We start from the raw sequence: 25796 nt of genomic DNA on the forward strand, positions 1-25796 counted from the left end.
GTCACTACGCGTCCCCCTTGTCCTGCACGGACTTCCCGGACTGCACGGGCATGGACTGGACGGACGGCGCCGGCCGCGCGGCCCGCTCGTCCTCCTCGCCGCCCCGGTCCGCCGGCTCCAGGACGCCCCGGGGCAGGCGCAGCGTGAACACCGCACCGCCCTCAGGGGAGTTGGCGGCGGTGATCTCGCCGCCGTGGATGTGGGCGTTCTCCAGCGCGATGGACAGGCCGAGCCCGCTGCCCTCGGATCGCGGCCGGGAGGCGCTCGCCTTGTAGAACCGGTCGAAGACGTGCGGCAGCACCTCCTCGGGGATACCGGGCCCGTGGTCGCGCACGGAGATGACGACCGCGTCGTCCGCCGCCGACACCGACACCCGCACCGGCGAACCGCCGTGCTTGAGCGCGTTGCCGATGAGGTTGGCGAGGATCACGTCCAGCCGGCGCGGGTCGAGCAGGGCGTGGATGCCGCGCTCGGCGTCCAGGTCGACCGCGTCCAGCCAGGCGCGCGCGTCGATGCAGTGGGTGATCTGGTCGGCGACGTCGACGTCGTCCAGGACCAGCCGTGCGGTGCCCGCGTCGAAGCGGGTGACCTCCATCAGGTTCTCGACCAGGTTGTTCAGCCGCCGTGTCTCGCTGACGACCAGCCGCACCGCGGGCTCGATCATCGGGTCGATGCTGCCCGACTCGGCGTCCAGCTCCTCCTCCAGCACCTCCGCGACGGTGGTGATGGCGGTCAGCGGAGTCCGCAGCTCGTGCGACATGTCGGCGACGAACCGCCGCGAGGCGTTGTCCCGCGCGGCCATGTCGGCGACCCGCTTCTCCAGTGACTCCGCGGCCCGGTTGAACGTCCGTGACAGATCGGCGAGTTCGTCCGTCCCGGACACCCGCAGCCGGGTGTCGAACCGACCCTCGCCGAGCCGCCGCGCCGCGACGCCCAGCCGGTGCACGGGCTTCAGCACGGTCGTCCCGGCGGCCTGCGCGAGCAGCGCGGCCCCGATCAGCGCGAGGCCGGTGGCGATCCCCAGCGACCAGGCCAGCGAGTTGAGGTCCTTGGCCTCCGGCTCCAGCGACTTGCGCATGTACCCGGTCGGCCCGCCCCCGTTCACCTGCGTCCCGGCCACCAGATACGGCGTGCCGTGGTCGACGACCCGCTGCCAGTACAGGTGGTACGGCGCCTTGTTGCCGCCCGTGACGTCCTGCCGCTTGTTCACCGCCGTACGCAGCGCCCCGGGCACGTCCTCCAGCGAGAACCCGTTGAGGCCGCCCGAGTTGCCGTAGACGGTCTTGCCGCTGGAGTCCTCGCCCACCAGCAGCACGCTGAAGCGCTGGCTGCTGTTGGCCATCTGCCCGGCGGTGTGCTGGAGCTCGTCCTGCGAGGGATGCTCGGGCAGCGAACCCGCCCGGTTCTCCATCTCCTGCTCGAAGTCCCGCAGCACCGCGCCCTGGGTACGGGTCAGCACGGCCTCGCGGTTGAGCCAGTACGCGATGCCGGACGCGGACACCGCGGCGGTCAGCGCCACCGCCCCGAAGACGACGACGAGCCGCAGCCGCAGGCTGGTGAAACGCAGCCGCGAGAGTCTTCCCTTACGCGCCGCGGACCAGCCGCGGAGCCCCCCTTGCCGCTGTGTCACTGAGGGGCGTCCAGGCGGTAGCCGACGCCGCGCACGGTACGGATCAGGACCGGGGACGACGGCACGTCCTCCACCTTGGCCCGCAGCCGCTGGACACAGGCGTCCACCAGCCGTGAGTCGCCGAGGTAGTCGTGCTCCCACACCAGCCGCAGCAGCTGCTGCCGGGACAGCGCCTGCCCCGGCCGCCGGCTCAGTTCGAGCAGCAGCCGCAGTTCGGTCGGCGTGAGCTGGAGATCCTCGCCGTTCTTCGTCACCGTCATCGCCGCGCGGTCGATGACGAGACTGCCGAACGTCGCCGAATCGCTCGACTCGCGCTCTCCGCGCCGCAGCACGGCCCGGATCCGGGCGTCCAGCACCCGGCCCTGCACTGGTTTGACGACGTAGTCGTCGGCGCCGGACTCCAGCCCGACGACCACGTCGATGTCGTCACTGCGCGCGGTCAGCAAGATGATCGGCAGTTGGTCGGTGCGCCGGATGCGCCGGCACACCTCGAAACCGTCGATGCCGGGCAGCATCACGTCCAGCACGATGAGATCCGGCCGCTGCTCGCGCAGCAGCTTCAGACCGTCCTCACCGCTGGCAGCGGTGGCCACCCGGTGTCCCTGGCGCGTCAGTGAGAGCTCCAGGGCCGTACGGATGGCGTCGTCGTCCTCGATCAGCAACAGGGAAGGCACGGGCTCATTCTGGCCCATGAGGGGGCTGTCGTTCGACCTGTGGGTAGGTGGTGAGGTGCCAGAGGGAGATGGTTTCCGCGGCGCGGGCCGCGTACAGGGGGTCGGACACATCCTGCGAACGTCTGTGCCCGGGTCGTGCACCGGTACGGCCCACAACCCGCAGACCTGCGGTTTCGACGAGTCTGAGCCGTCCGTCGCGGGTGCGCAGACCGAGGTGCCCGGCCAGATCGGACCGGCTCAGCCGGCCCTCGCCGCCCGGCCGCAGGTGCCTACCCAGACCCGCCAGGAACCCGCCCGGCATCCTGCCGCCCTCGCCGTACGCCCCCGGTTCCGGCGCGACGTCCGTTCCCGCCTCCCGGCCGACCCCGCGCCGGGCCGCCACCGTCGCGAGGCCCCGGTGCCGGTGCCCCGGTCGAACGCGACGGCCGCGGCCGGGGCGCGCCGTACCGTCGCCGGCAGGGGAGCGGCCGCCACGAGGTCGACGTACTCGCTCCGGGTCGGCGCGAGGACGCCGTGGTGGGGATGGACGCGTGCGCCCGGCGCGGGCACCTCCGACGCCCCGCACCCGCCACCGGTGCGCGCCGATCACCCCCCGGCAGCTCCCGCGGCGCGGCCGGCGACGGACCGCCGGGCGGGCCGTGGGCGGCGTGACAGGCCGAGCGGACGTCGGGGGCCCGGCGCAGGGCGGCAGGGTCCCACGGTGATCTGCGCCGACCAGGTCAACTGCCGTACCCCGCAAGCCTGTGGACGGTCTGTGGGGTTGTCGTGACAGGCCCCTGTGACAGGTCTGTGACAGTCGGCGGACACGGCGATGAAGTGCCCCGGGCAATCTTTTGGTCACGGACAAGGCGACGCGGAACGACAGCGGAGCCGGACCGGCGCAGGAGACCGAACACCGGAAGTCCACGACGGGGGGCGCGAGATGAACACGCTGCACGGTATGAGCACCAACGCAGTCGCGGTCGTCACGCGTCTGCACGACGTGCACCGGGGTTCCGAGAAGTCCGGTGCCGTGAGCGGGCGGGGGTGCGCTCGCGGCACCGGGCGACAGCACACCGCCTTCATGACCGTGGTCGACACGGGGGAACAGGCGGCTCACGGGGGAGCCGCGTACAGGGAGGACACGGGGGAGCGTCACTCGCTGAGCGAGGCGGAGTTCACCGCCTACGTCCAGGAGCGCCGCGCCTCCCTGTACGCAACCGCCTACCACCTCACCGGCGACCGCTTCGAGGCGGAGGACCTGCTCCAGAGCGCGCTGTTCTCGACGTACCGGGCGTGGGAGCGGATCAGTGACAAGGCCGCGGTCGGCGGATACCTCCGCCGGACGATGACCAACCTGCACATCAGCGCGTGGCGTCGCCGCAAGCTGAACGAGTACCCGACCGAGGAGCTGCCGGAGACGGCCGGCGACACGGACGCGATGCGCGGCACCGAGCTGCGCGCGGTCCTGTGGCAGGCGCTGGCCCGGCTTCCCGAACTCCAGCGGACGATGCTGGTCCTTCGCTACTACGAAGGCCGCACCGACCCGGAGATCGCGGAGATCCTCGACATCAGTGTCGGCACGGTGAAGTCCAGCATCTGGCGGTCGCTCCGCCGGCTGCGCGAGGACGAGGTCCTCAGCTTCGGCCGTGACGAGGAAGACGCCTTCGGGGAGCTTGTCGCCTGAGGGTGAACGGGGGAAGGCCCGGCTCCGCTCAGGGGAGCCGGTGAACGGGGGAACACGGGGGAAACACGGGGGAAGCGGTACCGGGGGGCCCGACGGGGGACGTCGGCGGAGCGGTACCGCGCAAGCACGGGGGAAGCACCACCCCGGGGGACACGGGGGAGCACCGAGGAAGCGGGGCTGGAGGGCCGGGGGGTCCGTCCAGTCCCGCTTCTGCGTGTCCGTCCGCGCCGGTGCGAGCGTCCTAGGCGGCCGTATGCGCCGTCGGGGCGCCGCGGCCCGCCGCCGCTGCCGCCAGGCGGCCCAACGCCTCGTCGCGGTCGCAGGCGTGCGCACCGAGCGCGGTCTGCCGGGCGACGATGGAACGCTCGGAGCGCATCAGCCGCCAGCCGCGGCGCAGCAGGAAGGGCACCGACTTGCGGCCCTCCCTCAGATCGCGCAGGAAGCGGCGGCGGAAGGTCTTCACCGGGCCGCGGCTCAGGCACAGCGCGTCGGCCAGGACGCCCAGTTCGCGGCACCGGTTCACGATCTCGGCGGCGAAGATGCCCTCCGCGATGAACAGCGGGGTCGGTCCGATGTCGATCGCGTCCGCGCCGGTGCGCGCGCTGAGCGAGATGTCGTAGACGGGAACGTTCGTACGGCCCGTGCCGCACAGTTCCACGATCGAGGCGACGGCGGTGTCGGCGTCCCACGAGCCGGGGTGGTCCCAGTCGATGTCGGAACTCCCGTCGACCAGCGGCAGCGTCGGGTCGTCGCCTTCCTTGTAGAAGTCGTCGAGCCGCAGCACCGGGAGGCCGGAGCGGGCCGCGAGCAGGGACTTGCCGGAGCCGGAAGGGCCGCAGAGCAGCACGACTCGCGTCGGTATGGGCGGAGGGGAGGTCACGGGACACCAGTGTGAGGCATCCCCCCGGCCGTCAACGACCCCGCGGGTCGGCTTTGATGCGCGCGTCACACCTCAACTACCCTTCGTGTCGACCTGATCACCTTGCGCATCAGAAGGCGGCATCGATGGCCCGACACGCTTCCCCCCAGACCTCCACCGGCCGGCGCGCCCTCGCCGCCCTCGCGACCGCCGGGGTGGCGCTGGGCGCCGGCGCCGGGGCCGCAGCCGCGGCGACCGGCGAGCCGGTCGCCGACGTGGTGCGGACCAGGCCCACCTCGGTCGGTCAGCTCGACCCGCAGGCGGGTGTGCAGGGGGCGCTCGGCTCCCTGACGTACGTCACCGGGGCGGTGACCGGCCTCAAGCCCAACCCCCTCGCGGGCACCGGCGTCGACCCGCTCGACAACGGCGTCGGCACCCAGCTCGCCGACTTCAAGCCGCTGACCTCGCAGATGCTCACCGGGCCGGTGGCGCAGGCGCAGTCCATCGGCTCGATCCCGGTGCTGGGGGACGCGACGAAGGCGCTGGGAGGTGTCACGAAGGTGCTGGGCGGCTGAGGCCGCCCAGCACGCACGGAAGCCGCGCAGCCCCCGGACGGAGGGGCGGGCGCGGCTTCCGCGTTCCGGGGGCCGGTGACCCGCCTAGTACGACGAGCCCGAGGCGCCCAGTGAACCCGTGGGGTGCCAGACCGTCTTCGTCTCCAGGAAGGGCGTCATGCGGTCGATGCCCGGGTCCGCCGACCAGTCGTCCACAGGCTGTGGACGAAGGACGCGCTTCAGGTTGTCGGCCGCCGCGATCTCCAGCTCCTTCGCCAGACCATCGTCATGGCCGGCGCCCGCCAGATCGATGGCGTTGACGTCCTGGTGGGAGGCGAGGGGCGCCGCGATCTCCGCCGTACGGCCGGAGAGGACGTTGACGACCCCGCCGGGCACGTCGGAGGTGGCCAGCACCTCGCCGAGCGACAGCGCCGGGAGCGGCGAGCGCTCGCTCGCGATCACGATCGCCGTGTTGCCGGTCGCGATCACGGGGGCGAGCACCGAGACCAGGCCCAGGAAGGACGACTCCTGCGGGGCCAGGACCGCGACCACGCCCGTCGGTTCGGGCGAGGAGAGGTTGAAGTACGGGCCCGCGACCGGGTTTCCGCCGCCCAGGACCTGGGCGATCTTGTCGGTCCAGCCCGCGTACCAGACCCAGCGGTCGATCGTCGCCTCGACCTGGTCGGCGGCCTTGGACTTCGACAGGCCCTCGGCCTCGGCGACCTCGTGGACGAACTGGCCCTTGCGGCCCTCCAGCATCTCCGCGACGCGGTAGAGGATCTGGCCGCGGTTGTACGCCGTCGCCCCGGACCAGCCGCCGAACGCCTTGCGCGCGGCCACGACCGCGTCACGGGCGTCCTTGCGGGACGACTGCGGTGCGTTGGCCAGCCACTTGCCCTTTGCGTCGGTCACCTCGTACACCCGGCCGCTCTCGGAACGCGGGAACTTCCCGCCGACGTACAGCTTGTAGGTCTTGAAGACGCTGAGCCGCTGCTGCTGATCGGTCTTGTCGGTCTTATCGGACATCGAGGTACGCCTCCAGGCCGTGGCGGCCGCCCTCGCGGCCGAAGCCCGACTCCTTGTAGCCGCCGAACGGCGACGTCGGGTCGAACTTGTTGAACGTGTTGGACCAGATCACGCCCGCGCGGAGCTTGCTCGCCACCGCGAGGATGCGGGAGCCCTTCTCCGTCCAGATGCCGGCCGACAGGCCGTACGGCGTGTTGTTGGCCTTGGCGACGGCCTCCTCCGGCGTGCGGAAGCTGAGGACCGACAGGACCGGGCCGAAGATCTCGTCGCGGGCGACGGTGTGCGCCTGGGTGACGTTCGTGAAGAGCGTCGGGGCGAACCAGTAGCCGGACGTGGGCAGTTCGCAGGCCGGGGACCAGCGTTCGGCGCCCTCCGCCTCACCCTGCTCGACGAGCGAGGTGATGCGCGAGAGCTGCTCGGCGGAGTTGATCGCGCCGATGTCGGTGTTCTTGTCGAGCGGGTCGCCGAGCCGGAGGGTCGCGAGGCGGCGCTTGAGCGACTCCAGCAGCTCGTCCTGGATCGACTCCTGGACGAGGAGCCGGCTGCCCGCGCAGCAGACCTGGCCCTGGTTGAAGAAGATGCCGCTGACGATGCCCTCGACGGCCTGGTCGATCGGCGCGTCGTCGAAGACGATGTTGGCGCCCTTGCCGCCCAGTTCGAGCGTGACCTTCTTGTGCGAGCCCGCGACCTGCCGGGCGATCGCCTTGCCGACGGCGGTGGAGCCGGTGAAGGCGACCTTGTTCACGTCCGGGTGCGCGACCAGCGCGGCACCGGCGTCGCCGTAGCCGGGGAGGATGTTGACGACGCCCCTGGGCAGGCCCGCCTGGCGGCAGATGTCCGCGAAGAACAGGGCGGACAGCGGGGTGGTCTCGGCCGGCTTCAGGACGACCGTGTTGCCGGTGGCGAGCGCCGGGGCGATCTTCCACGCCAGCATCAGCAGCGGGAAGTTCCAGGGGATGACCTGGCCGGCGACGCCCAGCGGCCGGGGGGACGTTCCGAACCCGGCGTGGTCGAGCTTGTCGGCCCAGCCCGCGTAGTAGAAGAAGTGCGCGGCGACCAGGGGCAGGTCGGCGTCGCGCGTCTCCTTGATCGGCTTGCCGTTGTCCAGCGTCTCCAGGACGGCCAGTTCGCGGCTGCGCTCCTGGATGATCCGGGCGATGCGGAACAGGTACTTGGCGCGCTCGGAGCCCGGCAGCGCGGACCACTTACCGAAGGCCTTGCGGGCGGCCCGCACGGCACGGTCGACGTCCGCCTCGCCCGCCTGGGCGATCTCGGAGAGGACCTCCTCGGTGGACGGCGAGACGGTCTTGAAGACCTTGCCCTCGGCCGCCTCGGTGAACTCGCCGTCGATGAACAGGCCGTAGGAGGGGGCGATGTCGACGACCGAGCGGGACTCGGGGGCCGGAGCGTACTCGAATGCGGATGCAGTCACGGATGCCATGGTGATCAGTCCACCGTCACGTAGTCGGGGCCGGAGTAGCGGCCGGTGGCCAGCTTCTGACGCTGCATCAGCAGGTCGTTCAGGAGCGAGGAGGCGCCGAAGCGGAACCAGTGGTTGTCCAGCCAGTCCTCGCCCGCGGTCTCGTTGACCAGGACGAGGAACTTGATCGCGTCCTTGGTGGTGCGGATGCCGCCGGCGGGCTTCACGCCGACCTGGACGCCGGTCTGGGCGCGGAAGTCGCGCACCGCCTCCAGCATCAGCAGGGTGTTCGCGGGCGTGGCGTTGACGGCGACCTTGCCGGTCGAGGTCTTGATGAAGTCGGCGCCCGCGAGCATGCCGAGCCAGCTCGCCCGGCGGATGTTGTCGTACGTCGACAGCTCGCCCGTCTCGAAGATGACCTTCAGCCGGGCGGCCGTCCCGCACGTCTCGCGCACGGCGGTGATCTCGTCGTACACCTTCAGGTACTTGCCCGCGAGGAACGCCCCGCGGTCGATGACCATGTCGATCTCGTCGGCGCCCGCGGCGACGGCGTCGCGGACGTCCGCGAGCTTCACGTCGAGGGCGGCGCGGCCGGCCGGGAAGGCGGTGGCGACCGAGGCGACCTTGACGCCGGATCCGGCGACGGCCGCCTTGGCGGTGGCGACCATGTCCGGATACACGCAGACCGCGGCCGTGGTCGGGGTCGTACGGTCGGTCGGGTCGGGGTGGACCGCCTTCGCGCCGAGCGCCCGGACCTTGCCCGGGGTGTCCGCGCCTTCCAGCGTCGTCAGGTCGACCATCGAGATGGCGAGGTCGATGGCGTACGCCTTCGCGGTCGTCTTGATGGAACGGGTGCCGAGCGCGGCGGCGCGCGCCTCCAGGCCGACCGTGTCGACGCCGGGCAGCCCGTGGAGGAAGCGGCGCAGCGAGCCGTCGGACGCCGTGACGTCCGTGAGTGCGTCGGCTGCGGTAGGTGTATTGGTGGGCATGGTCACCAGACGAGCATATCTACGCGCGTAGCGGCTGTACACCCCGTCGGTTGCATCCGTGCTCGTCGGCAACGGCGGGGCTGCGGATGAGCGGGCCGGTGGGCGTCGGGCAGAATCGGGGCCATGACGACCCCGGAAGACCAGCCACCCGCGCCGCAGCCTTCGGCACCCGAGACCAAGGACCGCGTCTACCGGTCGCCCGCGGGCATGGCCGGGGGTGCGCTGCTGCTGGGCCTGGTGGGCTGGCTCGGCCTCGACGCGATCTTCGTGGGCGACGGGCGCACGCCGTGGCTGGCCCTCGCCTCGCTGATCCTGCTGGTGCCGCTGATCGTCGCCTTCACGCTGCGGCCCGCCGTGTTCGCGGGCCAGGACCGGCTCCGGGTGCGCAACCCGTTGCGGGTGATCGTGCTGCCGTGGGGGCAGGTGGCCTCCCTGCGGTCCGGGTACTCCAACGAGGTCGTCGACGCGTCGGGGAAGAAGTTCCAGCTGTGGTCCATCCCCGTCTCGCTGCGGGCGCGGAAGAAGGCGAACCGGCGGGAGTCCAAGGCGGCGGCTGGGCGGACCGGGCGGACCGGCGGCCGGGACGCCGCGCGGGGCGGCGGCGGGTTCGGCGGCCTCGGTGGCGGGCTCTCGGGTGGCGGTGGGCTCTCGCGCGGCGGCGGCGCCGCCGTGCCGGACGGGCCCGTGCGCGCCGAGACCGACCGGGTCATGGACGAGCTGCGGGAGCTGTGGGGGGCGCGCGAGAAGGAGGGGACCGCACAGGGCGAGGTGACCGTGCGCTGGGCCTGGGAGATCCTGGGCCCGGCGGTGGCGGGGGCCGTGGTGCTGGGGATTCTGCTGGCCGTGGGGTGAGGGCGGCGCGGAGGCGCGGGGTGCGGGGCTCCGGGAGGCCCGGCAGGAGGAGCTGCGCGGGGCCGCCGCGGTCGTCGTCGCCGAGCGGGCCGCCCGGCAGGCCGCCGCGGGCATACGCAAGTGGCGTGCCGGATGGGCCGACTGGTTCGCCGTCGGGCTGGTGCTGCTGTTCCTCCCGCTCTACTGGGAGGACTCCGGCTGGTGGAGGTACGGCTACGGCCTGGTCGCCACGCTGCTCGCCGCCCTGCTGCTGCCGCGCCGCATCGCCTGGCGGGTCACCGCCGACCACGACGGCCTGTGGTTCAACGGTCTGAGCGGCACCCGGCACCTCGCCTGGGACCACGTCCGGGCCGCGGAGTGCGAGGGCGCCCGGCTGCGGATCCTCGGCACGCGGGCCTCGTTCGAGGAGTGGCGGGTGGCCTCGCCGCGCTGGCCGTGGCTGGAGAGCAGGCTCGGCGTGCTGCACCCGTACGAGCGGACCGCCGCCGAGATCACCGCGATGTGGCGGGACCCGGCGACCCGCCCGGCCGCCCCGGCCGACGAACGGCAACGGGGGCGTGCGCTGTGGCCGATCGGGATCGCCATCGGCATCGTGGGTGCGGCGACGGTGATCTTCCTGCCCTGACGCCTGCCCGGCCCGCGAAGGGCCCGCGGCACCCGTGGGCGGGCCGCCCGCCGCTGTGCGGCCCGCCCCTTGGGTGCCGGTGCGGCTCTGCCGCCGAGGTCGCCGGCCGCTCGGCCTTCACCGCCCTGGCCGCCGACCGCCTCGACGAGGACGGCGACGGCGACACCTCCGGTCAAAGATCGACCGATGTGCGCGGCCCGCAGGCCGCGGAGGCCCCGCAAGCCGGTGTTGCGCTCGGCGCGCCCGCGCGCGCCCGAAGGGCCGGCACGGGCCGCCGGGGCTCGCCGGGCGAGGTCAGATGCCGGCCGCCGCCGACAGGTCCCGCTTGATCGCGGTGAGCAGGTCGTCGGCCGTGCCGCGGGCCGTCGGGAGGTCGGCGTGGGTGGGGACCGGGACCACGACCTCCAGGTAGCACTTCAGCTTCGGTTCGGTGCCGCTGGGGCGGACGACGACCCGGGCGCCGTCCAGCGTGTAGCGCAGGCCGTCGGTCGGGGGCAGCTTGTCCGTGCCCAGCGTGAGGTCCTCGGCCCGGGTGATGGCCAGGCCCGCGAGGGAGGTCGGGGGCTGCTCCCGGAGGCGCCGCATCGCGTCGGCGATGAGCGAGAGGTCCTGGACGCGCACCGAGAGCTGGTCGGTGGCGTGCAGACCGTGCTCCACGGCGAGGTCGTCGAGCAGGTCGAGGAGGGTGCGGCCCTCGGCCTTGAGGGTGGAGGCGAGCTCCGTGATCAGCAGGGCGGCGGTGATGCCGTCCTTGTCGCGTACGCCCTCGGGGTCGACGCAGTAGCCGAGGGCCTCCTCGTAGCCGTAGCGCAGGCCGTCGACGCGGGCGATCCACTTGAAGCCGGTGAGGGTCTCCTCGTAGGGCAGGCCCGCCTTCTCGGCGATACGGCCGAGGAGGGAGGAGGACACGATCGACTCGGCGAACGTGCCCCGCGCGCCGCGCCGGACGAGGTGCGCGGCGAGGAGCGAGCCGACCTCGTCGCCCCGCAGCATGCGCCAGTCGCCCGCGTGGGGCACGGCCACGGCGCAGCGGTCGGCGTCCGGGTCGTTGGCGATGACCAGGTCGGGGTGGGTCTCGCGGGCCCTGGCGAAGGCCAGGTCCATCGCGCCGGGCTCCTCCGGGTTGGGGAAGGCGACGGTCGGGAATTCCGGGTCGGGTTCGGCCTGCTCGGCGACGAGGACGGGCTCGGGGAAGCCCGCGCGGGCGAAGGCGGCCAGCAGGACGTCCTTGCCGACGCCGTGCATCGCCGTGTAGACCGTGCGGGCCGTGCGGGGGGAGTCCGCGGCGAGGACCGCGTCCGTGCGGGCCAGATAGGCGTCGAGGACGGCGTCGTCGAGGGTCTGCCAGCCGGCCTCCGGACGCGGAACGTCCTTCAGGGCGGCGATCGCGTCGATCTCGGCCGCGATCCCGGCGTCGGCGGGCGGCACGATCTGCGAGCCGTCCCCCAGGTACACCTTGTAGCCGTTGTCGCGCGGCGGGTTGTGGCTGGCGGTGACCTCCACGCCGGCGACCGCGCCCAGGTGCCTTATGGCGAAGGCGAGGACGGGGGTGGGGAGAGGACGCGGGAGCACGGCCGCGCGGAAGCCCGCGCCCGTCATCACGGCCGCGGTGTCGCGGGCGAAGTCCTCCGACTTGTGCCGGGCGTCGTAGCCGATGACGACCACGCCGCCGGCCCCGCCGTTCTTCGTGAGGTACGCGGCGAGGCCGGCCGCGGCCCGGATCACGACGGAGCGGTTCATCCGCATGGGCCCGGCCCCGAGTTCACCGCGCAGCCCGGCGGTACCGAACTGGAGGGTGCCGTCGAAGCGCTCGGCGAGCTCGCTGACGTCTGCGGCCTCGATGAGCGCGGCGAGCTCGTCGCGGGTCTCCGGGTCGGGGTCCTCGGCGAGCCACGCGTGGGCGCGGGCGATGACGTCGTGCACGTCGGTGTCCAACCTCTCGTCGTCTCGTGGTCCGGGTTCCCGGGGACTGCGGCCCCGGACCCCCATCGGCCCGGAACGGGCCTCGTCAAGCGCGGGACGGGCCGAGTCGTACGGACCGGCGCCGCCGTGCGCCGCCCTACAGCCGGCCCAGCACCTGTGCCAGCAGGGAGCCCATGCGGGTCGCCGAGTCGCGTCCCGCCTGGAGGACCTCCTCGTGGTTCAGCGGCTCGCCGGTCATGCCGGCGGCGAGGTTGGTCACGAGGGAGATGCCGAGCACCTCGGCCCCGGCCTCACGGGCCGCGATGGCCTCCAGCACGGTCGACATGCCGACCAGGTCCGCGCCGATGGTGCGGGCCATCCGGATCTCGGCCGGCGTCTCGTAGTGCGGGCCGGGGAACTGGGCGTAGACGCCTTCCTCGAGCGTGGCGTCGATCTCCTTGCACAGGGTGCGCAGCCGCGGGGAGTACAGGTCCGTGAGGTCCACGAAGTTCGCGCCGAGGATGGGGGACGTCGCCGTGAGGTTGATGTGGTCGCTGATCAGTACCGGCTGCCCGGGGCGCATGCCCTCGCGCAGGCCGCCGCAGCCGTTCGTCAGCACGATCGTCTTGCAGCCGGCCGCCACCGCCGTACGGACACCGTGGGCGACGGCGGCGACGCCGCGGCCCTCGTAGTAGTGGGTGCGGCCCAGGAAGACCAGCGCCCGCTTCGCGCCGATCCGGTACGAGCGGACCTTGCCGCCGTGGCCCTCGACCGCGGGCGGCGGGAAACCGGGCAGCTCGGTGACCTGGAACTCGGCGTCGGGAGCGCCCAGGGCGTCCACGGCCGGCGCCCAGCCGGAGCCCATCACGAGGGCGACGTCGTGGGTCTCGGCGCCGGTCAGTTCGCGCAGGCGTGCGGCGGCGGCGTCGGCCGCGGCGTGCGGGTCGCCCTGGATGTCGTCCGGGAGAAGAGATGCGTTCACGCGATGAGGGTAGCCGGTTCCTGCCTACGCGCGTAGATGACAGAGCCCACGGGATGGCGATCGTTGTCTTGTCGTTTCCAACGAGGCGCGGACCGCTGGGCGACGATCAGTCGTCGGTGATCAGGACGTCCTTGTCGTTGAACACCTCGACGATGAAGACCAGCAGGCGTCCGCGGCTGACCGTGTACTCGACGAGAATGTTCTGGGTCAGGCGGATCGTACGGTCGTCGCCGGTGGACCCTATGGGCCTGGACACCGAAAGGAACGGGTCGCGAGCCAGCAGGGCGATGCCCTTGTCGAACGAGGTGCGCTGTTGATCGTCGAGCCGGTCACGGGCCTCGGCGGCCTGCACCGTGTAGTAGACGTCATATGTGCTGGGGCTCATGCGGTCTCCCGTTGGTGCGCAGATGCTCCGAGTCTAGAGTCGGTCGCGCTCAGCAAGGCCTCTTGCGGAGCTCCATCACGTAATCGTGTGGGGCTCCCGCCGATTCCGCCGCGTCGGCGATCTCGCCCAGGTAGCGGGCCGCCGGCAGGCCGCCCTCGTAGCCGTTCAGGACGAACATCCAGGCGGACTCCTCCCGGTCCATCGTCTGCACCCGCACCCGGGCGCGCCGGTAGATGCCGAGACTCATGCCCTCCCAGCGGTCCAGCGAGTCCTCGTCCATGGGGGCGACGTCGTACAGCGCGACGAAGACCTGCGCGCCGGGGTCCGAGGGATCCTCGACGACCGTCGCCAGCGCGCCCTCCCAGCCCAGCTGTTCGCCGCCGAACGTCAGCCGCCACCCGTTCAGCCAGCCGGTGGCACGCAGTGGCGAGTGGGGAGCGCGGCGGGTCATCAGCCGCGCGTCGAGGTTGCCAGCGTACGCGGCGTAGAGCGACATGCAAGGAGAGTACGGCAGCCCGCGCACGCGTCACTCTCGTAACGGTGGCGCCTCCCGCGCCCCCCGGGGCAGTACCACCGGCCCCCGTGCGGGACAATGGAGTACGTGACTCGGATCGTGATCATCGGTGGCGGACCCGGCGGCTATGAGGCGGCGCTGGTGGCCGCGCAGCTCGGCGCGGAGGTGACCGTCGTCGACTGCGACGGTCTGGGCGGAGCGTCGGTGCTGACCGACTGCGTGCCGTCGAAGACCCTGATCGCCACGGCCGAGGTGATGACCACCTTCGACTCCTCGTACGAGGAGCTGGGGATCATCGTCGCCGACGACACCCCGCCGCTGGAGCAGGCCGCCCGGGTCGTCGGGGTGGACCTCGGCAAGGTCAACCGCCGGGTGAAGCGGCTCGCGCTCGCCCAGTCGCACGACATCACCGCCTCCGTCACCCGGGCCGGCGCGCGCGTGCTGCGCGGGCGCGGCCGGCTGGAGGGCATGCAGGCCCTCGACGGCTCGCGCAAGGTCGTCGTCAGCGCCGCCGACGGCACCGAGGAGACCCTCACCGCCGACGCCGTCCTGCTCGCCACCGGCGCCCACCCGCGCGAACTGCCGGACGCCCAGCCCGACGGCGAGCGCATCCTGAACTGGACCCAGGTCTACGACCTGGGCGAGCTCCCCGAGGAGCTCATCGTGGTCGGCTCGGGCGTGACCGGCGCGGAGTTCGCCGGCGCCTACCAGGCCCTCGGCTCCAAGGTCACCCTCGTGTCCTCGCGCGACCGCGTGCTGCCCGGCGAGGACCCGGACGCCGCCGCCGTCCTCGAGGACGTCTTCCGGCGCCGCGGCATGAACGTCATGGCCCGCTCGCGCGCCGAGTCCGCCAAGCGGGTGGGCGACCGGGTCGAGGTCACCCTGTCCGACGGCCGGGTCATCACCGGCTCGCACTGCCTCATGGCGGTCGGCGCCATTCCCAACAGCGAGGGGATGGGGCTGGAGGAGGCGGGCGTCAAGGTCCGCGAGTCGGGTCACATCTGGACCGACAAGGTCTCCCGGACCACAGCACCCGGTGTGTACGCGGCCGGTGACGTGACCGGGATCTTCGCCCTGGCCTCCGTCGCCGCCATGCAGGGCCGTATCGCCATGTACCACTTCCTCGGCGACGCGGTGGCCCCGCTCAACCTCAAGACCGTCTCCTCGAACGTCTTCACCGACCCCGAGATCGCCACCGTCGGCTACAGCCAGGCCGACGTGGACGGCGGCAAGATCGACGCCCGGGTCGTCAAGCTGCCGCTGCTGCGCAACCCGCGCGCCAAGATGCAGGGCATCCGCGACGGCTTCGTCAAGATCTTCTGCCGGCCCGGCACCGGGATCGTCGTCGGTGGTGTGGTCGTGGCGCCGCGCGCCTCGGAACTCATCCACCCGATCTCGATCGCCGTCGACAACAATCTGACGGTCGAACAGATCGCGAACGCGTTCACCGTGTACCCGTCTCTTTCCGGGTCGATCGCGGAAGTGGCGCGACAGTTGCACACCCGCAAGACGGCGGACGAGGGCTGACGGACGGTTTCGACTCCCCGCTGGTCACGGGGAGTTGACGGCGCGTCGTCGCCGGGTTGCCGGACATGCGGGAGGCATGTGCGCCGGAACCGGGCCCTATACCACCCCCCGTCCCCCTGTGCGAACAACTTCTACTATTCGGCGCAAAGAGCTGAAAGCAGACGGTCGTCCGCGTTACTGTCAGTTTCGTGTTCGCTGCAGAACGTCGTCAATTGATCCTCGAAATGGTGCGAGCGAACGGGGCCGTATCGCTCCGTGAACTCGCCCGCGTCGTCCAGACCTCCGAAGTGACCGTACGGCGGGACGTGCGCGCACTGGAGGCAGAAGGACTCCTCGACCGCCGGCACGGCGGTGCGGTATTGCCGGGCGGGTTCACGCGAGAATCCGGCTTTCCGCAGAAATCCCATCTCGCGACCGCCGAAAAGACCGCCATCGCGGACCTCGCCGCGGGCTTCGTCGAAGAGGGCGAAGCCATCGTGGTCGGGGCGGGCACCACCACCCAGGAGCTGGCCCGCCGGCTCGCCCGGGTGCCCGGCCTGACCGTCGTCACCAACTCCCTGCTGGTCGCCCAGGCGTTGGCCCATGCCAACCGGGTCGAGGTCGTGATGACCGGCGGCACCCTGCGCGGCTCCAACTACGCCCTCGTGGGGAGCGGCGCCGAGCAGTCCCTCCAGGGACTCCGGGTGTCGCGGGCCTTCATCTCCGGGAGCGGACTGACCGCGGAGCGCGGGCTGTCCACGTCCAACATGCTGTCGGCGTCCGTGGACCGGGCGCTGGTGCAGGCGGCCGCCGAGGTCGTCGTCCTCGCCGACCACACCAAGCTCGGCACGGACACGATGTTCCAGACCGTGCCGACGGACGTCATCACCCGGCTGGTGACCGACGAGCCGCCCGCGCACGACGACCGTGCGACCACCGAGCTCCAGGCCCTGGCGGACCAGGGGGTGCAGATCGCCGTGGCCGGGGCGTCGGGGAGCCCGGGGGGTGATGCGGTCCCGGCGCGCCATCAGCAGCAGCGTCGGGACGTGCCGTTGCCGGCTCCGCGGCGGGGGCAGGTGCCGGGCTCTGCCGCGGGCTTGCGGGCCGCCTCGATGATGGGGGAGTCGGCCCCCGGCGGGGAGCGGGCCCGGGTCGCGGACCTGCGTCGTCGCTGACCCGCGGGGCCGACCCTGGGGGCTCCGCCCCCAGACCCCCGATCGGCCCTGAACGGGCCTCGTCCTCGAACGCCGGACGGGCTGGAATGTCCCGGACGGGCTGGAGAACGGCCCGGGCGTGTCGGACGGTCCCGGACGGCCGGAGGGCCCGTGCGGGGCGTCCCGGTGGACCGGAGAGCCCGGTAGGCCGGGAAGGCCTGGTGGACCGGAGAGCCCGGTGGACTCGGGATGGCCCGGTGGACCGGAGAGCCCCGTGGACGGGAAGGTCTCGTGGACCGGAGAGCCTGGTAGGCCGGAACCCCGGGGGCCGGAGGGTCGGAAGTCCGGGGGCCCGGAGGGACTGGACGGGGCGGTCGGGGTCCGGAACGCGGGCCCGAGGGCCCGGACGGATCGTCAGGGTGGTGAAACGCGGCGAGGCGCCCGGGGAGCGGGCGCCTCGACACGGGTGATACCCGGGGTCAGTCCTTGATCTCGCAGATCGCCGCGCCCGAGGTGATGGACGCGCCGACCTCCGCGGCCAGGGCCTTGACGGTGCCGGAGCGGTGCGCGTTGAGCGGCTGCTCCATCTTCATCGCTTCGAGGACGACGATCAGGTCGCCCTCCTTGACCTCCTGGCCCTCCTCGACGGCCACCTTCACGATGGTGCCCTGCATCGGGGAGGCGAGGGTGTCGCCGGAGGCCATGGGGCCGGACTTCTTGGCCGCGCGGCGCTTGGGCTTGGCGCCCGCCGCGAGGCCCGTGCGGGCCAGGCTCATGCCGAGCGAGGACGGGAGGGAGACCTCCAGACGCTTGCCGCCGACCTCGACGACGATCGTCTCGCGGTCCGTCTCGTCCTCGGCCTCGGTGTCGGCCGGGGCCGAGAACGCGGGGATCTCGTTGACGAACTCGGTCTCGATCCAGCGCGTGTGCACCGTGAACGGGTCCTGGCTGCCGGTGAGCTCCGGCGCGAACGCCGGGTCCCGGACCACCGCGCGGTGGAACGGGATGGCCGTGGCCATGCCCTCGACCTGGAACTCCGCCAGGGCGCGGGCGGCCCGCTGGAGCGCCTGCTCACGGGTGGCGCCGGTGACGATCAGCTTCGCGAGGAGCGAGTCCCACGCCGGGCCGATCACACTGCCGGACTCGACACCCGCGTCCAGCCGCACACCCGGACCGGACGGCGCGGCGAACGTGGTGACCGTGCCGGGGGCCGGCAGGAAGCCCCGGCCCGGGTCCTCGCCGTTGATACGGAACTCGAACGAGTGACCGCGCAGCTCCGGGTCGCCGTAGCCGAGCTCCTCGCCGTCGGCGATCCGGAACATCTCGCGCACCAGGTCGATGCCCGCGACCTCCTCGGTCACCGGGTGCTCCACCTGGAGACGGGTGTTGACCTCCAGGAAGGAGATCGTGCCGTCGACACCGACGAGGAACTCGACGGTGCCCGCGCCGACGTAGCCGGCCTCCTTGAGGATGGCCTTCGAGGAGGAGTACAGCTCGGCGACCTGCGCCTCGGACAGGAACGGCGCCGGGGCCTCCTCGACCAGCTTCTGGTGGCGGCGCTGGAGCGAGCAGTCACGGGTCGACACGACGACCACGTTGCCGTGGCTGTCGGCCAGGCACTGCGTCTCCACGTGCCGCGGCTTGTCCAGGTACCGCTCGACGAAGCACTCGCCCCGGCCGAAGGCGGCGACCGCCTCGCGGACGGCCGAGTCGTACAGCTCGGGGACTTCTTCCAGCGTCCGGGCGACCTTCAGACCGCGCCCGCCGCCGCCGAAGGCGGCCTTGATCGCGATCGGCAGCCCGTGCTCCTCGGCGAAGGCGACGACCTCGTCGGCGCCGGAGACCGGGTCGGGTGTACCGGCGACCAGGGGCGCACCGGCCCGCTGGGCGATGTGCCGGGCGGCGACCTTGTCGCCGAGGTCACGGATGGCCTGCGGGGGCGGGCCGATCCAGATCAGGCCCGCGTCCAGGACCGCCTGCGCGAAGTCGGCGTTCTCCGAGAGGAAGCCGTAGCCGGGATGAACGGCGTCGGCCTCGGACTCCCGTGCCGCGTTCAGCACCTTCTCGATGTCGAGATAGCTGGTCGCAGGAGAGTCACCGCCCAGGGCGAACGCCTCATCCGCTGCGCGGACATGCAGAGCGTCCCGGTCCGGGTCGGCGTACACGGCCACGCTCGCGATACCGGCATCCCGGCACGCCCGGGCCACGCGGACTGCGATTTCGCCACGGTTGGCGATGAGCACCTTGCGCACGATTGAGGCTCCCTCCTTGAAACAAGCCGAGTTTAGGGACTGCCGACACGCCTCATCGACCCGTCCCCAAAGGTGAGCTTGCCCACACGGAGCGTGATGCCAGGCTCACTCGACCGCGAAATCCCTTGTAGTACCGCCGTACGCAGCACTCCTCCGGCAAACCCTAGCCCTCTGATGTGGCCAAGGTCTCTGTGAGCACGTGCTGCGGCACACTCCGTTTCTTTGTCGAGTCCCTACGAATGGCCCAACGATTCTTTGCCGCGCGCAGAACCCTTGTCCCGCGGTTTACCCGTTAGTAGCGTTCAGGATGTTCCGAACGTACTTCAGGTAACAACACCCTTGCTCGGGTCGGGGTCGAAAGTGGGTGGGACCGGTGGTGCGCAGACCGGTGGCGTGGATCGTGGCGGTCGTGCTCTTCGCGGAGGCGCTCGGCGTCGCCGCGTTGAACTGGTTCATGGGCGTCGTGGTGGACCGGCAGGACATGTCCCTGGCCGGAATGGACCCGGACGTCATGTCGACGTCCTCGAAGGTCGGCGGGATCCTCTTCGGCCTCTACTTCGGCCTGTGCGCCGTGGTGGCCCTGCTGGTGGCGCTGCGCGACCGCGCGCCCGCCGGGGTCGGCCGGGTGCTGCTGATCAGCGCCGCGGTCGTGCACGGCCTGCTGGGCGCCTTCGCGTGGGGTCTGCTGGGCTGGACGCAGTTCCTGTTCATGGTGGTCGTCCTCGCCCTGATCGTGCTGCTCCTGATGACGTACGACGCCCAGGAGCGGCCCGTGGCCCGGCGGCCGGCGGACGGCAAGGGCGACGGCGGCGCCCCGCCGGTCGCGCCGGCGCCGGTCACGCCTCCGACGGCGCCCACAACTCCGTGATCCCGACGCCCAGTTGCGCCAGCAGTCGGCGAACGAGGGGCAGGCTGATGCCGATGACGTTGCCGTGGTCGCCGTCGATGCCCTCGATGAACGGGGCCGAGCGGCCGTCGAGGGTGAACGCCCCGGCCACGTAGAGCGGTTCGCCCGAGGCGACGTACGCCGCGATCTCCTCGTCGGTCGGCTCGCCGAAGCGGACGACGGTGGAGGCGGTCGCGGAGGTGTAGCGGCCGCTGAGCGTGTCGTAGACGCAGTGGCCGGTCTGGAGCGTCCCGGCCCGGCCGCGCATCGCCTTCCAGCGCGCGGTGGCCTCGGCGGCGTCCGCGGGCTTGCCCAGCGCCTCGCCGTCCAGGTCCAACACCGAGTCGCAGCCGATCACCAGGGCGCCCTTGACCTCGGGCTTCGCGGCCACGACGGAGGCCTTCGCCTCGGCGAGCGCCAGCGCCAGGTCGGCCGGTGTGGGGGCGGTGACGGCGTCCTCGTCGACCCCGCTCACGATCACCTCGGGGGCGAGACCGGCCTGGCGCAGCAGATTCAGCCGGGCGGGGGACTGGGAGGCGAGGACGAGTCGGCGCATGTGATCAGCCTAGCGGCGTGGCGCGCTCTACCTGAGCCCCAGCACGATCATCGCTATCACCATGGCCAGTGCGAGGAAGAGGCCGAGTCTCCGCAGGCTCTCCTGCATCTCGCGGAGTTCCTCGGGGGGCTCGTTCTCGGGGTCGGACCACAGCATTCCACCAGCGTGCGGCATGGCGGATTGACGGCGCCTGAGTACCCGTACTCAAGTTGCGGGCCCGCAGCCGTTCACCCGATGTTCGGGTGTTCGTCGGCTGCGGGCCGGTGCGGGCCGGTGCGGGCCTGTCGCGCCCGCGCATGTCGCTACGGCCCCGCGCCGCCGTGAGAACAGGCCGGCCGCCCGAGGGCCGCCGGCCCTCGGGCGCGGGCCTCTCAGCCCCTGGAAAGCCCCTCAGCTCGGCCAGTACGTGCGGGTCCAGGACGCCTGGCCGGGCTGTGGCAGGCGCTGTCCCGCGATGCGGGCGGGGTCGGACCACGCGTCCCTCGGGGCCTGCGCGCCGGACGGTGCGGCCGCTGCCGCCGCGGCGCGGGCCCGGACCACCGCCAGGGCGGCGGCGAGCTCCTCGGGGGTCGGGTTGCCCCGTACGACCTTGATCGTCACAGCGGCTCCTTAGAGGGGGATGTTGCCGTGCTTCTTCGGCGGGAGGGATTCCCGCTTGGTGCGCAGTTGACGCAGGCCGCGCACGATGTGCCGGCGGGTCTCGGACGGCATGATCACCGAGTCGACGTAGCCGCGCTCGGCCGCGACGTACGGGTTGAGGAGGGCGTCCTCGTACTCCTGGATCAGCCGGGCCCGAACCGCCTCCAGATCCTCACCGCTCGCCGCCGCCTGCGCGATCGTGCGGCGGTGCAGGATGTTGACCGCGCCCTGGGCGCCCATCACGGCGATCTGGGCGGTCGGCCAGGCCAGGTTGAGGTCCGCGCCCAGGTGCTTGGAGCCCATGACGTCGTAGGCGCCGCCGAAGGCCTTGCGGGTGATGACGGTGATGAGCGGGACGGTGGCCTCGGCGTAGGCGTAGATCAGCTTGGCGCCGCGGCGGATGATGCCGTCGTGCTCCTGGTCGACGCCGGGCAGGAAGCCGGGCACGTCGACGAAGGTGATGACCGGGATGTTGAAGGCGTCGCAGGTACGGACGAAGCGGGCCGCCTTCTCCGAGGCCGTGATGTCCAGACAGCCCGCGAACTGCATCGGCTGGTTGGCGACGATGCCGACCGGGTGGCCCTCGACCCGGCCGTAGCCGGTGAGGATGTTCGGCGCGAACAGCGCCTGCGTCTCGAAGAACTCGGCGTCGTCCAGCACGTGTTCGATCACCGCGTGCATGTCGTACGGCTGGTTGGCGCTGTCCGGGACGATGGAGTCCAGCTCCAGGTCCTCGTCGGTGACGGACAGGTCCGCCTCCTCCGGGAACACCGGTGCCTCGGAGAGGTTGTTGGACGGCAGGTACGACAGCAGCTGCTTTACGTACTCGATGGCGTCCTTCTCGTCGCCGGCCATGTGGTGCGCCACGCCCGACACCGCGTTGTGGGTGCGCGCGCCGCCCAGCTCCTCGAAGCCGACGTCCTCGCCGGTGACCGTCTTGATGACGTCCGGACCGGTGATGAACATGTGCGAGGTCTGGTCCACCATCACCGTGAAGTCGGTGATCGCGGGCGAGTACACCGCGCCGCCCGCGCACGGGCCGACGACCAGGCTGATCTGCGGGATCACACCGGACGCGTGCGTGTTGCGGCGGAAGATCTCGCCGTACGCGCCCAGGGACGCGACACCCTCCTGGATGCGGGCGCCGCCGGAGTCGTTGATGCCGATGACCGGGCAGCCGGTCTTCAGCGCGAAGTCCATGACCTTGACGATCTTCTGGCCGTAGACCTCGCCGAGGGCGCCGCCGAAGACCGTGAAGTCCTGCGAGAAGACGGCGACCGGGCGGCCGTCGACCGTGCCGTAACCGGTGACGACGCCGTCTCCGTACGGGCGGTTGTTCTCCAGGCCGAAGTTGGTGGAGCGGTGCCGGGCGAACTCGTCCAACTCGACGAAGGAACCCTCGTCGAGGAGCAGTTCGATCCGCTCACGGGCCGTCAGCTTGCCCTTCGCGTGCTGCTTCTCGACGGCACGCTCCGAACCGGCGTGCGTCGCTTCCTGGATGCGACGCTGGAGATCCGCGAGCTTGCCCGCGGTGGTGTGGATGTCGATCCCTGGGATCTCGTGGCGCTCTTCCGGCTCGGACATCGGGATGTGGCTCCCTGCCTGCTCAAAAGGGGGGACGGTTACTCATCCGTAGCGTAGTGCTGGCCCTGGGGATCGGCAGTGCGGCATTCAACACACCTAGGGTGGCTTGCATGACACCGCGAGATGCAGCAGACGAGGGCGGCAGCCGGTGGTCCGATCTGGACCGTCCGCCCCTCAACGCCCCGGCACTGCGCCGGGCTCTGGTACGGGAGGGCGGGCTGTGGTCGCAGGTGGAGGTGGTGCAGAGCACCGGATCCACCAACTCCGACCTGGTCGACGCGGCGATTGCCGGCCGGGCGCGTGAGGGCGCGGTCCTCGTCGCAGAGGAGCAGACCTCGGGGCGCGGCCGGCTGGACCGCCGGTGGACCGCGCCCCCGCGCTCCGGGCTGTTCTTCTCCGTGCTGCTCACCCCGAGCGAGGTGCCGGTGGCCCGCTGGGGCTGGCTGCCCCTGCTCACCGGGGTCGCCGTGGCGACCGGACTGTCCCGGGCGGCGGGCGTCGACACGGCACTCAAGTGGCCCAACGACCTGCTGGTGACCGTCGGGGGAGAGGAACGCAAGGCGGGCGGCATCCTCGCGGAGCGGGCCGGGCGGGCCGATCAGAACACGGTGGTCGTCGGTGTCGGCCTCAACGTCACCCTGCGCGCGGACGAGCTCCCGGTACCGCTGGCGGGGTCGCTGGCCCTGGCCGGCGCGCAGAACACGGACCGGGACCCGCTGCTGCGGGGCGTCCTGCGCTCGTTGGAGGAGTGGTACGGGCGCTGGCGGGCGGCCGGCGGAGACCCGGCGGCGAGCGGTCTCCAGGAGACGTACGCGGCCGGGTGCGCGACGCTGGGACGAACGGTACGGGCCGAACTGCCGGGAGACCGGTCGATCGTCGGCGAGGCGGTCGCGGTCGACGGGGACGGACGGCTTGTGATCGCCACGAAGGAAGGGGTACAGGAGCCGGTGGGCGCGGGAGACATCGTGCATCTGAGGCCGGTGTGACCGAACGCCGGGTGACGTGACCCCGCTGAACCGGACGGAGTGAGCTGGCGCACACCTGCCGTAGAGTTGAGGCCGGTCGATACCTGACCGCGGAAGATCGGAAGGGCAGCAGGCGTGACCGTCGACGACACGGGCTCCGGCGCGGGCGCGGACGGCCGGGGAAACCTGCCGGCCGAGCCGGGTGAGCCGGGCGACCCCGGAGAGGACCCGCATCCTCTCGCCCTGCGCCTCGAACAGCTCATCCTCGGCGCCGAGCGGCGCTACACCCCGTTCCAGGCCGCCCGCAGCGCCGGTGTCTCCATGGAGCTGGCGTCGCGTTTCTGGCGGGCCATGGGCTTCGCCGACATCGGGCAGGCCAGGGCGCTCACCGAGGCCGACGTCCTCGCCCTGCGGCGCCTGGCCGGTCTCGTGGAGGCGGGGCTGCTGAGCGAGGCGATGGCCGTGCAGGTGGCGCGGTCCACCGGGCAGACCACCGCCCGTCTGGCGGAATGGCAGATCGACTCCTTCCTGGAGGGGCTGACCGAGCCGCCCGAGCCGGGCATGACCCGCACCGAGGTCACGTACCCCATCGTCGAGTTGCTGCTGCCCGAGCTGGAGGAGTTCCTCGTCTACGTCTGGCGCCGGCAGCTCGCCGCCTCGGCGGGCCGGGTCGTCCAGGCCGCCGACGACGAGGAGATGGTCGACCGACGGCTGGCCGTCGCCTTCGCGGACCTCGTCGGCTTCACGCGGCTGACCCGGCGCATGGAGGAGGAGGAACTCGGCGAACTGGTCGAGGCCTTCGAGACGACCGCCGCCGACCTGGTCGCCGCCCGCGGCGGACGGCTGATCAAGACGCTCGGCGACGAGGTGCTGTACGCGGCCGACGACGCGGGCATCGCCGCCGACATCGCGCTGCTGCTCGTCGAGACGATGAGCAACGACGAGACGATGCCCGAACTGCGGGTCGGCATGGCGTTCGGCACGGTCACCACCCGGATGGGCGATGTCTTCGGCACGACGGTCAACCTGGCCTCCCGGCTGACGTCGATAGCTCCCCGGGACGCCGTCCTCGTCGACAGCGCCTTCGCCGAGGAGCTGATCCGCACCGGCGACGCCCCGGCCTCGGAGGCGGAGGCCGCCGAGGAGGCGGCCGCCGCCGAGAAGGAGGGCGAGGAGCCGCCGAAGTACCGCTTCGCGCTCCAGCCGATGTGGCAGCGGCCGGTGCGCGGTCTCGGCGTGGTCGAGCCCTGGCTGCTGACGCGACGCAACGACGCCGACGGTTAGGACCTCGGTACGGCGGCGCCCAGCGGGTCCACACAGAGGCCGACGACGGGAACGCAGACGCCCGGCTGACGTGGCTCGTCGGGCCGCTCCGGCCGGGGCGTGGGGGCGGCCGTGGTGGGGGCGGGTGCCGGTGTCCTCGGGGGAGAGGTGGGCCGCGGGGCGGCGCTCGTGTCGGGCGCCGGGGTGCGGGGCGCGGGCGCGGCCGGGGTGTAGGTGGTGCCCGGGGTGAGGGCGACGGACGTCGGCGCGCCGGGGACGCCCGGGAGCAGGCCTGCCTCGGGCGCCGGGGCGGTGCTCGCGCCGCCCATCGCGCTGGGCGCGGTCGGCGAGGGTGCGACGGGGGCGGACGGGTCGGCCGAGCGGTCGGTGTCGGTGTCCGCGCCGGCGGTGGGGTCGGCGGCGGTGCCGGTGCCCGCGACGGGTTCGGGCCGGGGTTCGGCCTCCGCGGTGCCGAGACCACCGGCGCCGCCCGGGTCGGGGGTCAGCCGGACGAGGCTCAGCACTCCGGCGGCCAGCGCGAGGCCACCGGCGGCGAACAGCACCTTGCGCGGGCGGGGACGGCGGTGCCGGCCCCGGGGGCGCGGGGCCCACAGCCCGCCGCCCTCCCCGGACGTCGCCTCGTCCTGCGCGGCCGTCTCGTACGGCCCGGTCCACGTGCTCACCGGCGTGCTCGTCATCGCGTTCTCTCCCCGGTGCGGTCGCGCCCCCGATGCGCCGGGGCGGACGCACGTTATGCGTTCCGCCGGGCGTTGCGGGGGGAGTCGGGAGACATATCACCCGAACGGGTAGCCGGGGCCGGGATGCCGGGGGTTCAGGGGGGCCGGTCCGCTCTTTCGTCCCCCGGTCCCGGCTGCGATGATCGGACGAGCGTTGTTAACCCGCGTTAACCGGA

General features: G+C 72.3%; 25 protein-coding genes. 9 read left to right on the forward strand and 16 right to left on the reverse strand.

Annotation, left to right across the window (positions count from 1 at the left end):
* Window positions 1–4: 4 nt before the first annotated feature.
* Together QQM72_RS13935 and afsQ1 are read right to left on the reverse strand one after the other, a co-directional pair.
* A complete protein-coding gene (locus QQM72_RS13935; protein WP_314221180.1) occupies window positions 5–1630 on the reverse strand; it encodes a HAMP domain-containing sensor histidine kinase in 1626 nt (541 codons plus the stop codon).
* Window positions 1627–2304 (reverse strand): two-component system response regulator AfsQ1, encoded by a 678-nt coding sequence (afsQ1, locus tag QQM72_RS13940; protein ID WP_028807033.1) that lies wholly within the window; start codon window positions 2302–2304, stop codon window positions 1627–1629. Before afsQ1 ends, QQM72_RS13935 begins: the two co-directional genes overlap by 4 nt.
* Before the next feature lie 922 nt (window positions 2305–3226).
* Here afsQ1 and QQM72_RS13945 point away from each other — a divergent pair.
* A complete protein-coding gene (locus QQM72_RS13945) occupies window positions 3227–3970 on the forward strand; it encodes a SigE family RNA polymerase sigma factor (protein WP_314221181.1) in 744 nt (247 codons plus the stop codon).
* A gap of 241 nt (window positions 3971–4211) precedes the next feature.
* Here QQM72_RS13945 and QQM72_RS13950 read toward each other — a convergent pair whose 3' ends face one another.
* Entirely contained in the window at window positions 4212–4919 is a 708-nt protein-coding gene (locus QQM72_RS13950; protein ID WP_314221182.1) for a uridine kinase family protein, read from the reverse strand.
* 56 nt (window positions 4920–4975) lie between these two features.
* On the opposite strand from QQM72_RS13950, the gene QQM72_RS13955 reads away from it, so the two are divergent.
* Complete coding sequence (locus tag QQM72_RS13955; RefSeq protein WP_314221183.1) at window positions 4976–5404, forward strand: hypothetical protein; 429 nt, start codon at window positions 4976–4978, stop codon at window positions 5402–5404.
* A gap of 84 nt (window positions 5405–5488) precedes the next feature.
* On the opposite strand, the gene QQM72_RS13960 is transcribed toward QQM72_RS13955, so the two are convergent.
* The 3 genes from QQM72_RS13960 to deoC are packed head-to-tail and all read right to left on the reverse strand — an operon-like array spanning window position 5489 to window position 8818.
* The gene (locus QQM72_RS13960; RefSeq protein ID WP_314221184.1) at window positions 5489–6409 is read right to left on the reverse strand and encodes an aldehyde dehydrogenase family protein; all 921 of its coding nucleotides are present in this window, start codon (window positions 6407–6409) and stop codon (window positions 5489–5491) included.
* Window positions 6399–7850 carry an aldehyde dehydrogenase family protein gene (locus QQM72_RS13965; RefSeq protein ID WP_314221185.1) on the reverse strand — a complete coding sequence of 484 codons (1452 nt, stop codon included), beginning with the start codon at window positions 7848–7850 and terminating at the stop codon, window positions 6399–6401. Before QQM72_RS13965 ends, QQM72_RS13960 begins: the two co-directional genes overlap by 11 nt.
* Before the next feature lie 5 nt (window positions 7851–7855).
* The gene (deoC, locus tag QQM72_RS13970; RefSeq protein ID WP_314221397.1) at window positions 7856–8818 is read right to left on the reverse strand and encodes a deoxyribose-phosphate aldolase; all 963 of its coding nucleotides are present in this window, start codon (window positions 8816–8818) and stop codon (window positions 7856–7858) included.
* Window positions 8819–8941: 123 nt separating this feature from the next.
* Here deoC and QQM72_RS13975 point away from each other — a divergent pair, with 123 nt between their 5' ends.
* Window positions 8942–9670 (forward strand): PH domain-containing protein, encoded by a 729-nt coding sequence (locus tag QQM72_RS13975; RefSeq protein WP_314221186.1) that lies wholly within the window; start codon window positions 8942–8944, stop codon window positions 9668–9670.
* A 160-nt stretch (window positions 9671–9830) separates the two neighbouring features.
* Window positions 9831–10295, forward strand: coding sequence for a hypothetical protein (locus tag QQM72_RS13980; protein ID WP_314221187.1), 465 nt, complete (start codon window positions 9831–9833; stop codon window positions 10293–10295).
* Between the two features lie 294 nt (window positions 10296–10589).
* Here QQM72_RS13980 and QQM72_RS13985 read toward each other — a convergent pair whose 3' ends face one another.
* The 4 genes from QQM72_RS13985 to QQM72_RS14000 form a co-directional block, all read right to left on the reverse strand.
* Window positions 10590–12218: a phospho-sugar mutase gene (locus tag QQM72_RS13985; protein ID WP_314221398.1), complete on the reverse strand. Its 1629-nt coding sequence runs from the start codon at window positions 12216–12218 to the stop codon at window positions 10590–10592.
* Window positions 12219–12354: 136 nt separating this feature from the next.
* Window positions 12355–13179: a purine-nucleoside phosphorylase gene (locus QQM72_RS13990; RefSeq protein WP_314221188.1), complete on the reverse strand. Its 825-nt coding sequence runs from the start codon at window positions 13177–13179 to the stop codon at window positions 12355–12357.
* Between the two features lie 106 nt (window positions 13180–13285).
* Window positions 13286–13564, reverse strand: coding sequence for a type II toxin-antitoxin system RelE family toxin (locus QQM72_RS13995; protein ID WP_054242524.1), 279 nt, complete (start codon window positions 13562–13564; stop codon window positions 13286–13288).
* Window positions 13565–13613: 49 nt separating this feature from the next.
* Entirely contained in the window at window positions 13614–14060 is a 447-nt protein-coding gene (locus QQM72_RS14000; protein ID WP_314221190.1) for a gamma-glutamylcyclotransferase, read from the reverse strand.
* Between the two features lie 96 nt (window positions 14061–14156).
* Here QQM72_RS14000 and QQM72_RS14005 point away from each other — a divergent pair, with 96 nt between their 5' ends.
* Both QQM72_RS14005 and QQM72_RS14010 read left to right on the forward strand, forming a co-directional pair.
* Complete coding sequence (locus QQM72_RS14005; protein ID WP_142265905.1) at window positions 14157–15605, forward strand: NAD(P)H-quinone dehydrogenase; 1449 nt, start codon at window positions 14157–14159, stop codon at window positions 15603–15605.
* 188 nt (window positions 15606–15793) lie between these two features.
* The gene (locus tag QQM72_RS14010) at window positions 15794–16759 is read left to right on the forward strand and encodes a DeoR/GlpR family DNA-binding transcription regulator (protein ID WP_314221191.1); all 966 of its coding nucleotides are present in this window, start codon (window positions 15794–15796) and stop codon (window positions 16757–16759) included.
* 458 nt (window positions 16760–17217) lie between these two features.
* On the opposite strand, the gene QQM72_RS14015 is transcribed toward QQM72_RS14010, so the two are convergent.
* Complete coding sequence (locus QQM72_RS14015; RefSeq protein ID WP_314221192.1) at window positions 17218–18990, reverse strand: acetyl/propionyl/methylcrotonyl-CoA carboxylase subunit alpha; 1773 nt, start codon at window positions 18988–18990, stop codon at window positions 17218–17220.
* 373 nt (window positions 18991–19363) lie between these two features.
* On the opposite strand from QQM72_RS14015, the gene QQM72_RS14020 reads away from it, so the two are divergent.
* Complete coding sequence (locus QQM72_RS14020) at window positions 19364–19858, forward strand: hypothetical protein (protein WP_314221193.1); 495 nt, start codon at window positions 19364–19366, stop codon at window positions 19856–19858.
* Here the strand turns inward: QQM72_RS14020 and QQM72_RS14025 are convergent.
* The 4 genes from QQM72_RS14025 to QQM72_RS14040 form a co-directional block, all read right to left on the reverse strand.
* Window positions 19827–20432, reverse strand: coding sequence for a Maf family protein (locus QQM72_RS14025; RefSeq protein WP_054242526.1), 606 nt, complete (start codon window positions 20430–20432; stop codon window positions 19827–19829). The genes QQM72_RS14020 and QQM72_RS14025 overlap by 32 nt on opposite strands.
* A gap of 27 nt (window positions 20433–20459) precedes the next feature.
* Window positions 20460–20588 carry a morphogenic membrane protein MmpB gene (gene mmpB / locus QQM72_RS14030; RefSeq protein ID WP_020128130.1) on the reverse strand — a complete coding sequence of 43 codons (129 nt, stop codon included), beginning with the start codon at window positions 20586–20588 and terminating at the stop codon, window positions 20460–20462.
* 234 nt (window positions 20589–20822) lie between these two features.
* Window positions 20823–21032, reverse strand: coding sequence for an acyl-CoA carboxylase epsilon subunit (locus QQM72_RS14035; RefSeq protein ID WP_314221194.1), 210 nt, complete (start codon window positions 21030–21032; stop codon window positions 20823–20825).
* Between the two features lie 9 nt (window positions 21033–21041).
* Window positions 21042–22655, reverse strand: coding sequence for an acyl-CoA carboxylase subunit beta (locus tag QQM72_RS14040; RefSeq protein WP_314221195.1), 1614 nt, complete (start codon window positions 22653–22655; stop codon window positions 21042–21044).
* Between the two features lie 110 nt (window positions 22656–22765).
* Here QQM72_RS14040 and QQM72_RS14045 point away from each other — a divergent pair, with 110 nt between their 5' ends.
* Complete coding sequence (locus QQM72_RS14045) at window positions 22766–23641, forward strand: biotin--[acetyl-CoA-carboxylase] ligase (protein ID WP_314221196.1); 876 nt, start codon at window positions 22766–22768, stop codon at window positions 23639–23641.
* Between the two features lie 114 nt (window positions 23642–23755).
* Window positions 23756–24904, forward strand: a complete 1149-nt coding sequence (locus tag QQM72_RS14050; protein ID WP_314221198.1) for an adenylate/guanylate cyclase domain-containing protein — start codon at window positions 23756–23758, stop codon at window positions 24902–24904.
* Here QQM72_RS14050 and QQM72_RS14055 read toward each other — a convergent pair.
* Window positions 24901–25581 (reverse strand): hypothetical protein, encoded by a 681-nt coding sequence (locus QQM72_RS14055; RefSeq protein ID WP_314221199.1) that lies wholly within the window; start codon window positions 25579–25581, stop codon window positions 24901–24903. The genes QQM72_RS14050 and QQM72_RS14055 overlap by 4 nt on opposite strands.
* Window positions 25582–25796 lie beyond the last annotated feature (215 nt).

Origin of the sequence: Streptomyces zaehneri, from assembly GCF_032248645.1 — a bacterium.
Lineage (GTDB): Bacteria > Actinomycetota > Actinomycetes > Streptomycetales > Streptomycetaceae > Streptomyces > Streptomyces coriariae.

What these genes read in the sequence shown, in the direction of transcription:
- QQM72_RS13995 (WP_054242524.1), bottom strand. Translation starts at nt 13,564, where the DNA reads ATGAGCCCCAGCACATATGACGTCTACTACACGGTGCAGGCCGCCGAG.
- QQM72_RS14040 (WP_314221195.1), bottom strand. Translation starts at nt 22,655, where the DNA reads ATGTCCGAGCCGGAAGAGCGCCACGAGATCCCAGGGATCGACATCCAC.
- QQM72_RS13965 (WP_314221185.1), bottom strand. Translation starts at nt 7,850, where the DNA reads ATGGCATCCGTGACTGCATCCGCATTCGAGTACGCTCCGGCCCCCGAG.
- QQM72_RS13960 (WP_314221184.1), bottom strand. Translation starts at nt 6,409, where the DNA reads ATGTCCGATAAGACCGACAAGACCGATCAGCAGCAGCGGCTCAGCGTC.
- QQM72_RS14045 (WP_314221196.1), top strand. Translation starts at nt 22,766, where the DNA reads ATGACACCGCGAGATGCAGCAGACGAGGGCGGCAGCCGGTGGTCCGAT.
- QQM72_RS14055 (WP_314221199.1), bottom strand. Translation starts at nt 25,581, where the DNA reads ATGACGAGCACGCCGGTGAGCACGTGGACCGGGCCGTACGAGACGGCC.
- QQM72_RS13955 (WP_314221183.1), top strand. Translation starts at nt 4,976, where the DNA reads ATGGCCCGACACGCTTCCCCCCAGACCTCCACCGGCCGGCGCGCCCTC.
- mmpB (WP_020128130.1), bottom strand. Translation starts at nt 20,588, where the DNA reads ATGCTGTGGTCCGACCCCGAGAACGAGCCCCCCGAGGAACTCCGCGAG.
- QQM72_RS14005 (WP_142265905.1), top strand. Translation starts at nt 14,157, where the DNA reads ATGGAGTACGTGACTCGGATCGTGATCATCGGTGGCGGACCCGGCGGC.
- QQM72_RS14000 (WP_314221190.1), bottom strand. Translation starts at nt 14,060, where the DNA reads ATGTCGCTCTACGCCGCGTACGCTGGCAACCTCGACGCGCGGCTGATG.
- deoC (WP_314221397.1), bottom strand. Translation starts at nt 8,818, where the DNA reads ATGCCCACCAATACACCTACCGCAGCCGACGCACTCACGGACGTCACG.
- QQM72_RS14025 (WP_054242526.1), bottom strand. Translation starts at nt 20,432, where the DNA reads ATGCGCCGACTCGTCCTCGCCTCCCAGTCCCCCGCCCGGCTGAATCTG.
- QQM72_RS13945 (WP_314221181.1), top strand. Translation starts at nt 3,227, where the DNA reads ATGAACACGCTGCACGGTATGAGCACCAACGCAGTCGCGGTCGTCACG.
- QQM72_RS13975 (WP_314221186.1), top strand. Translation starts at nt 8,942, where the DNA reads ATGACGACCCCGGAAGACCAGCCACCCGCGCCGCAGCCTTCGGCACCC.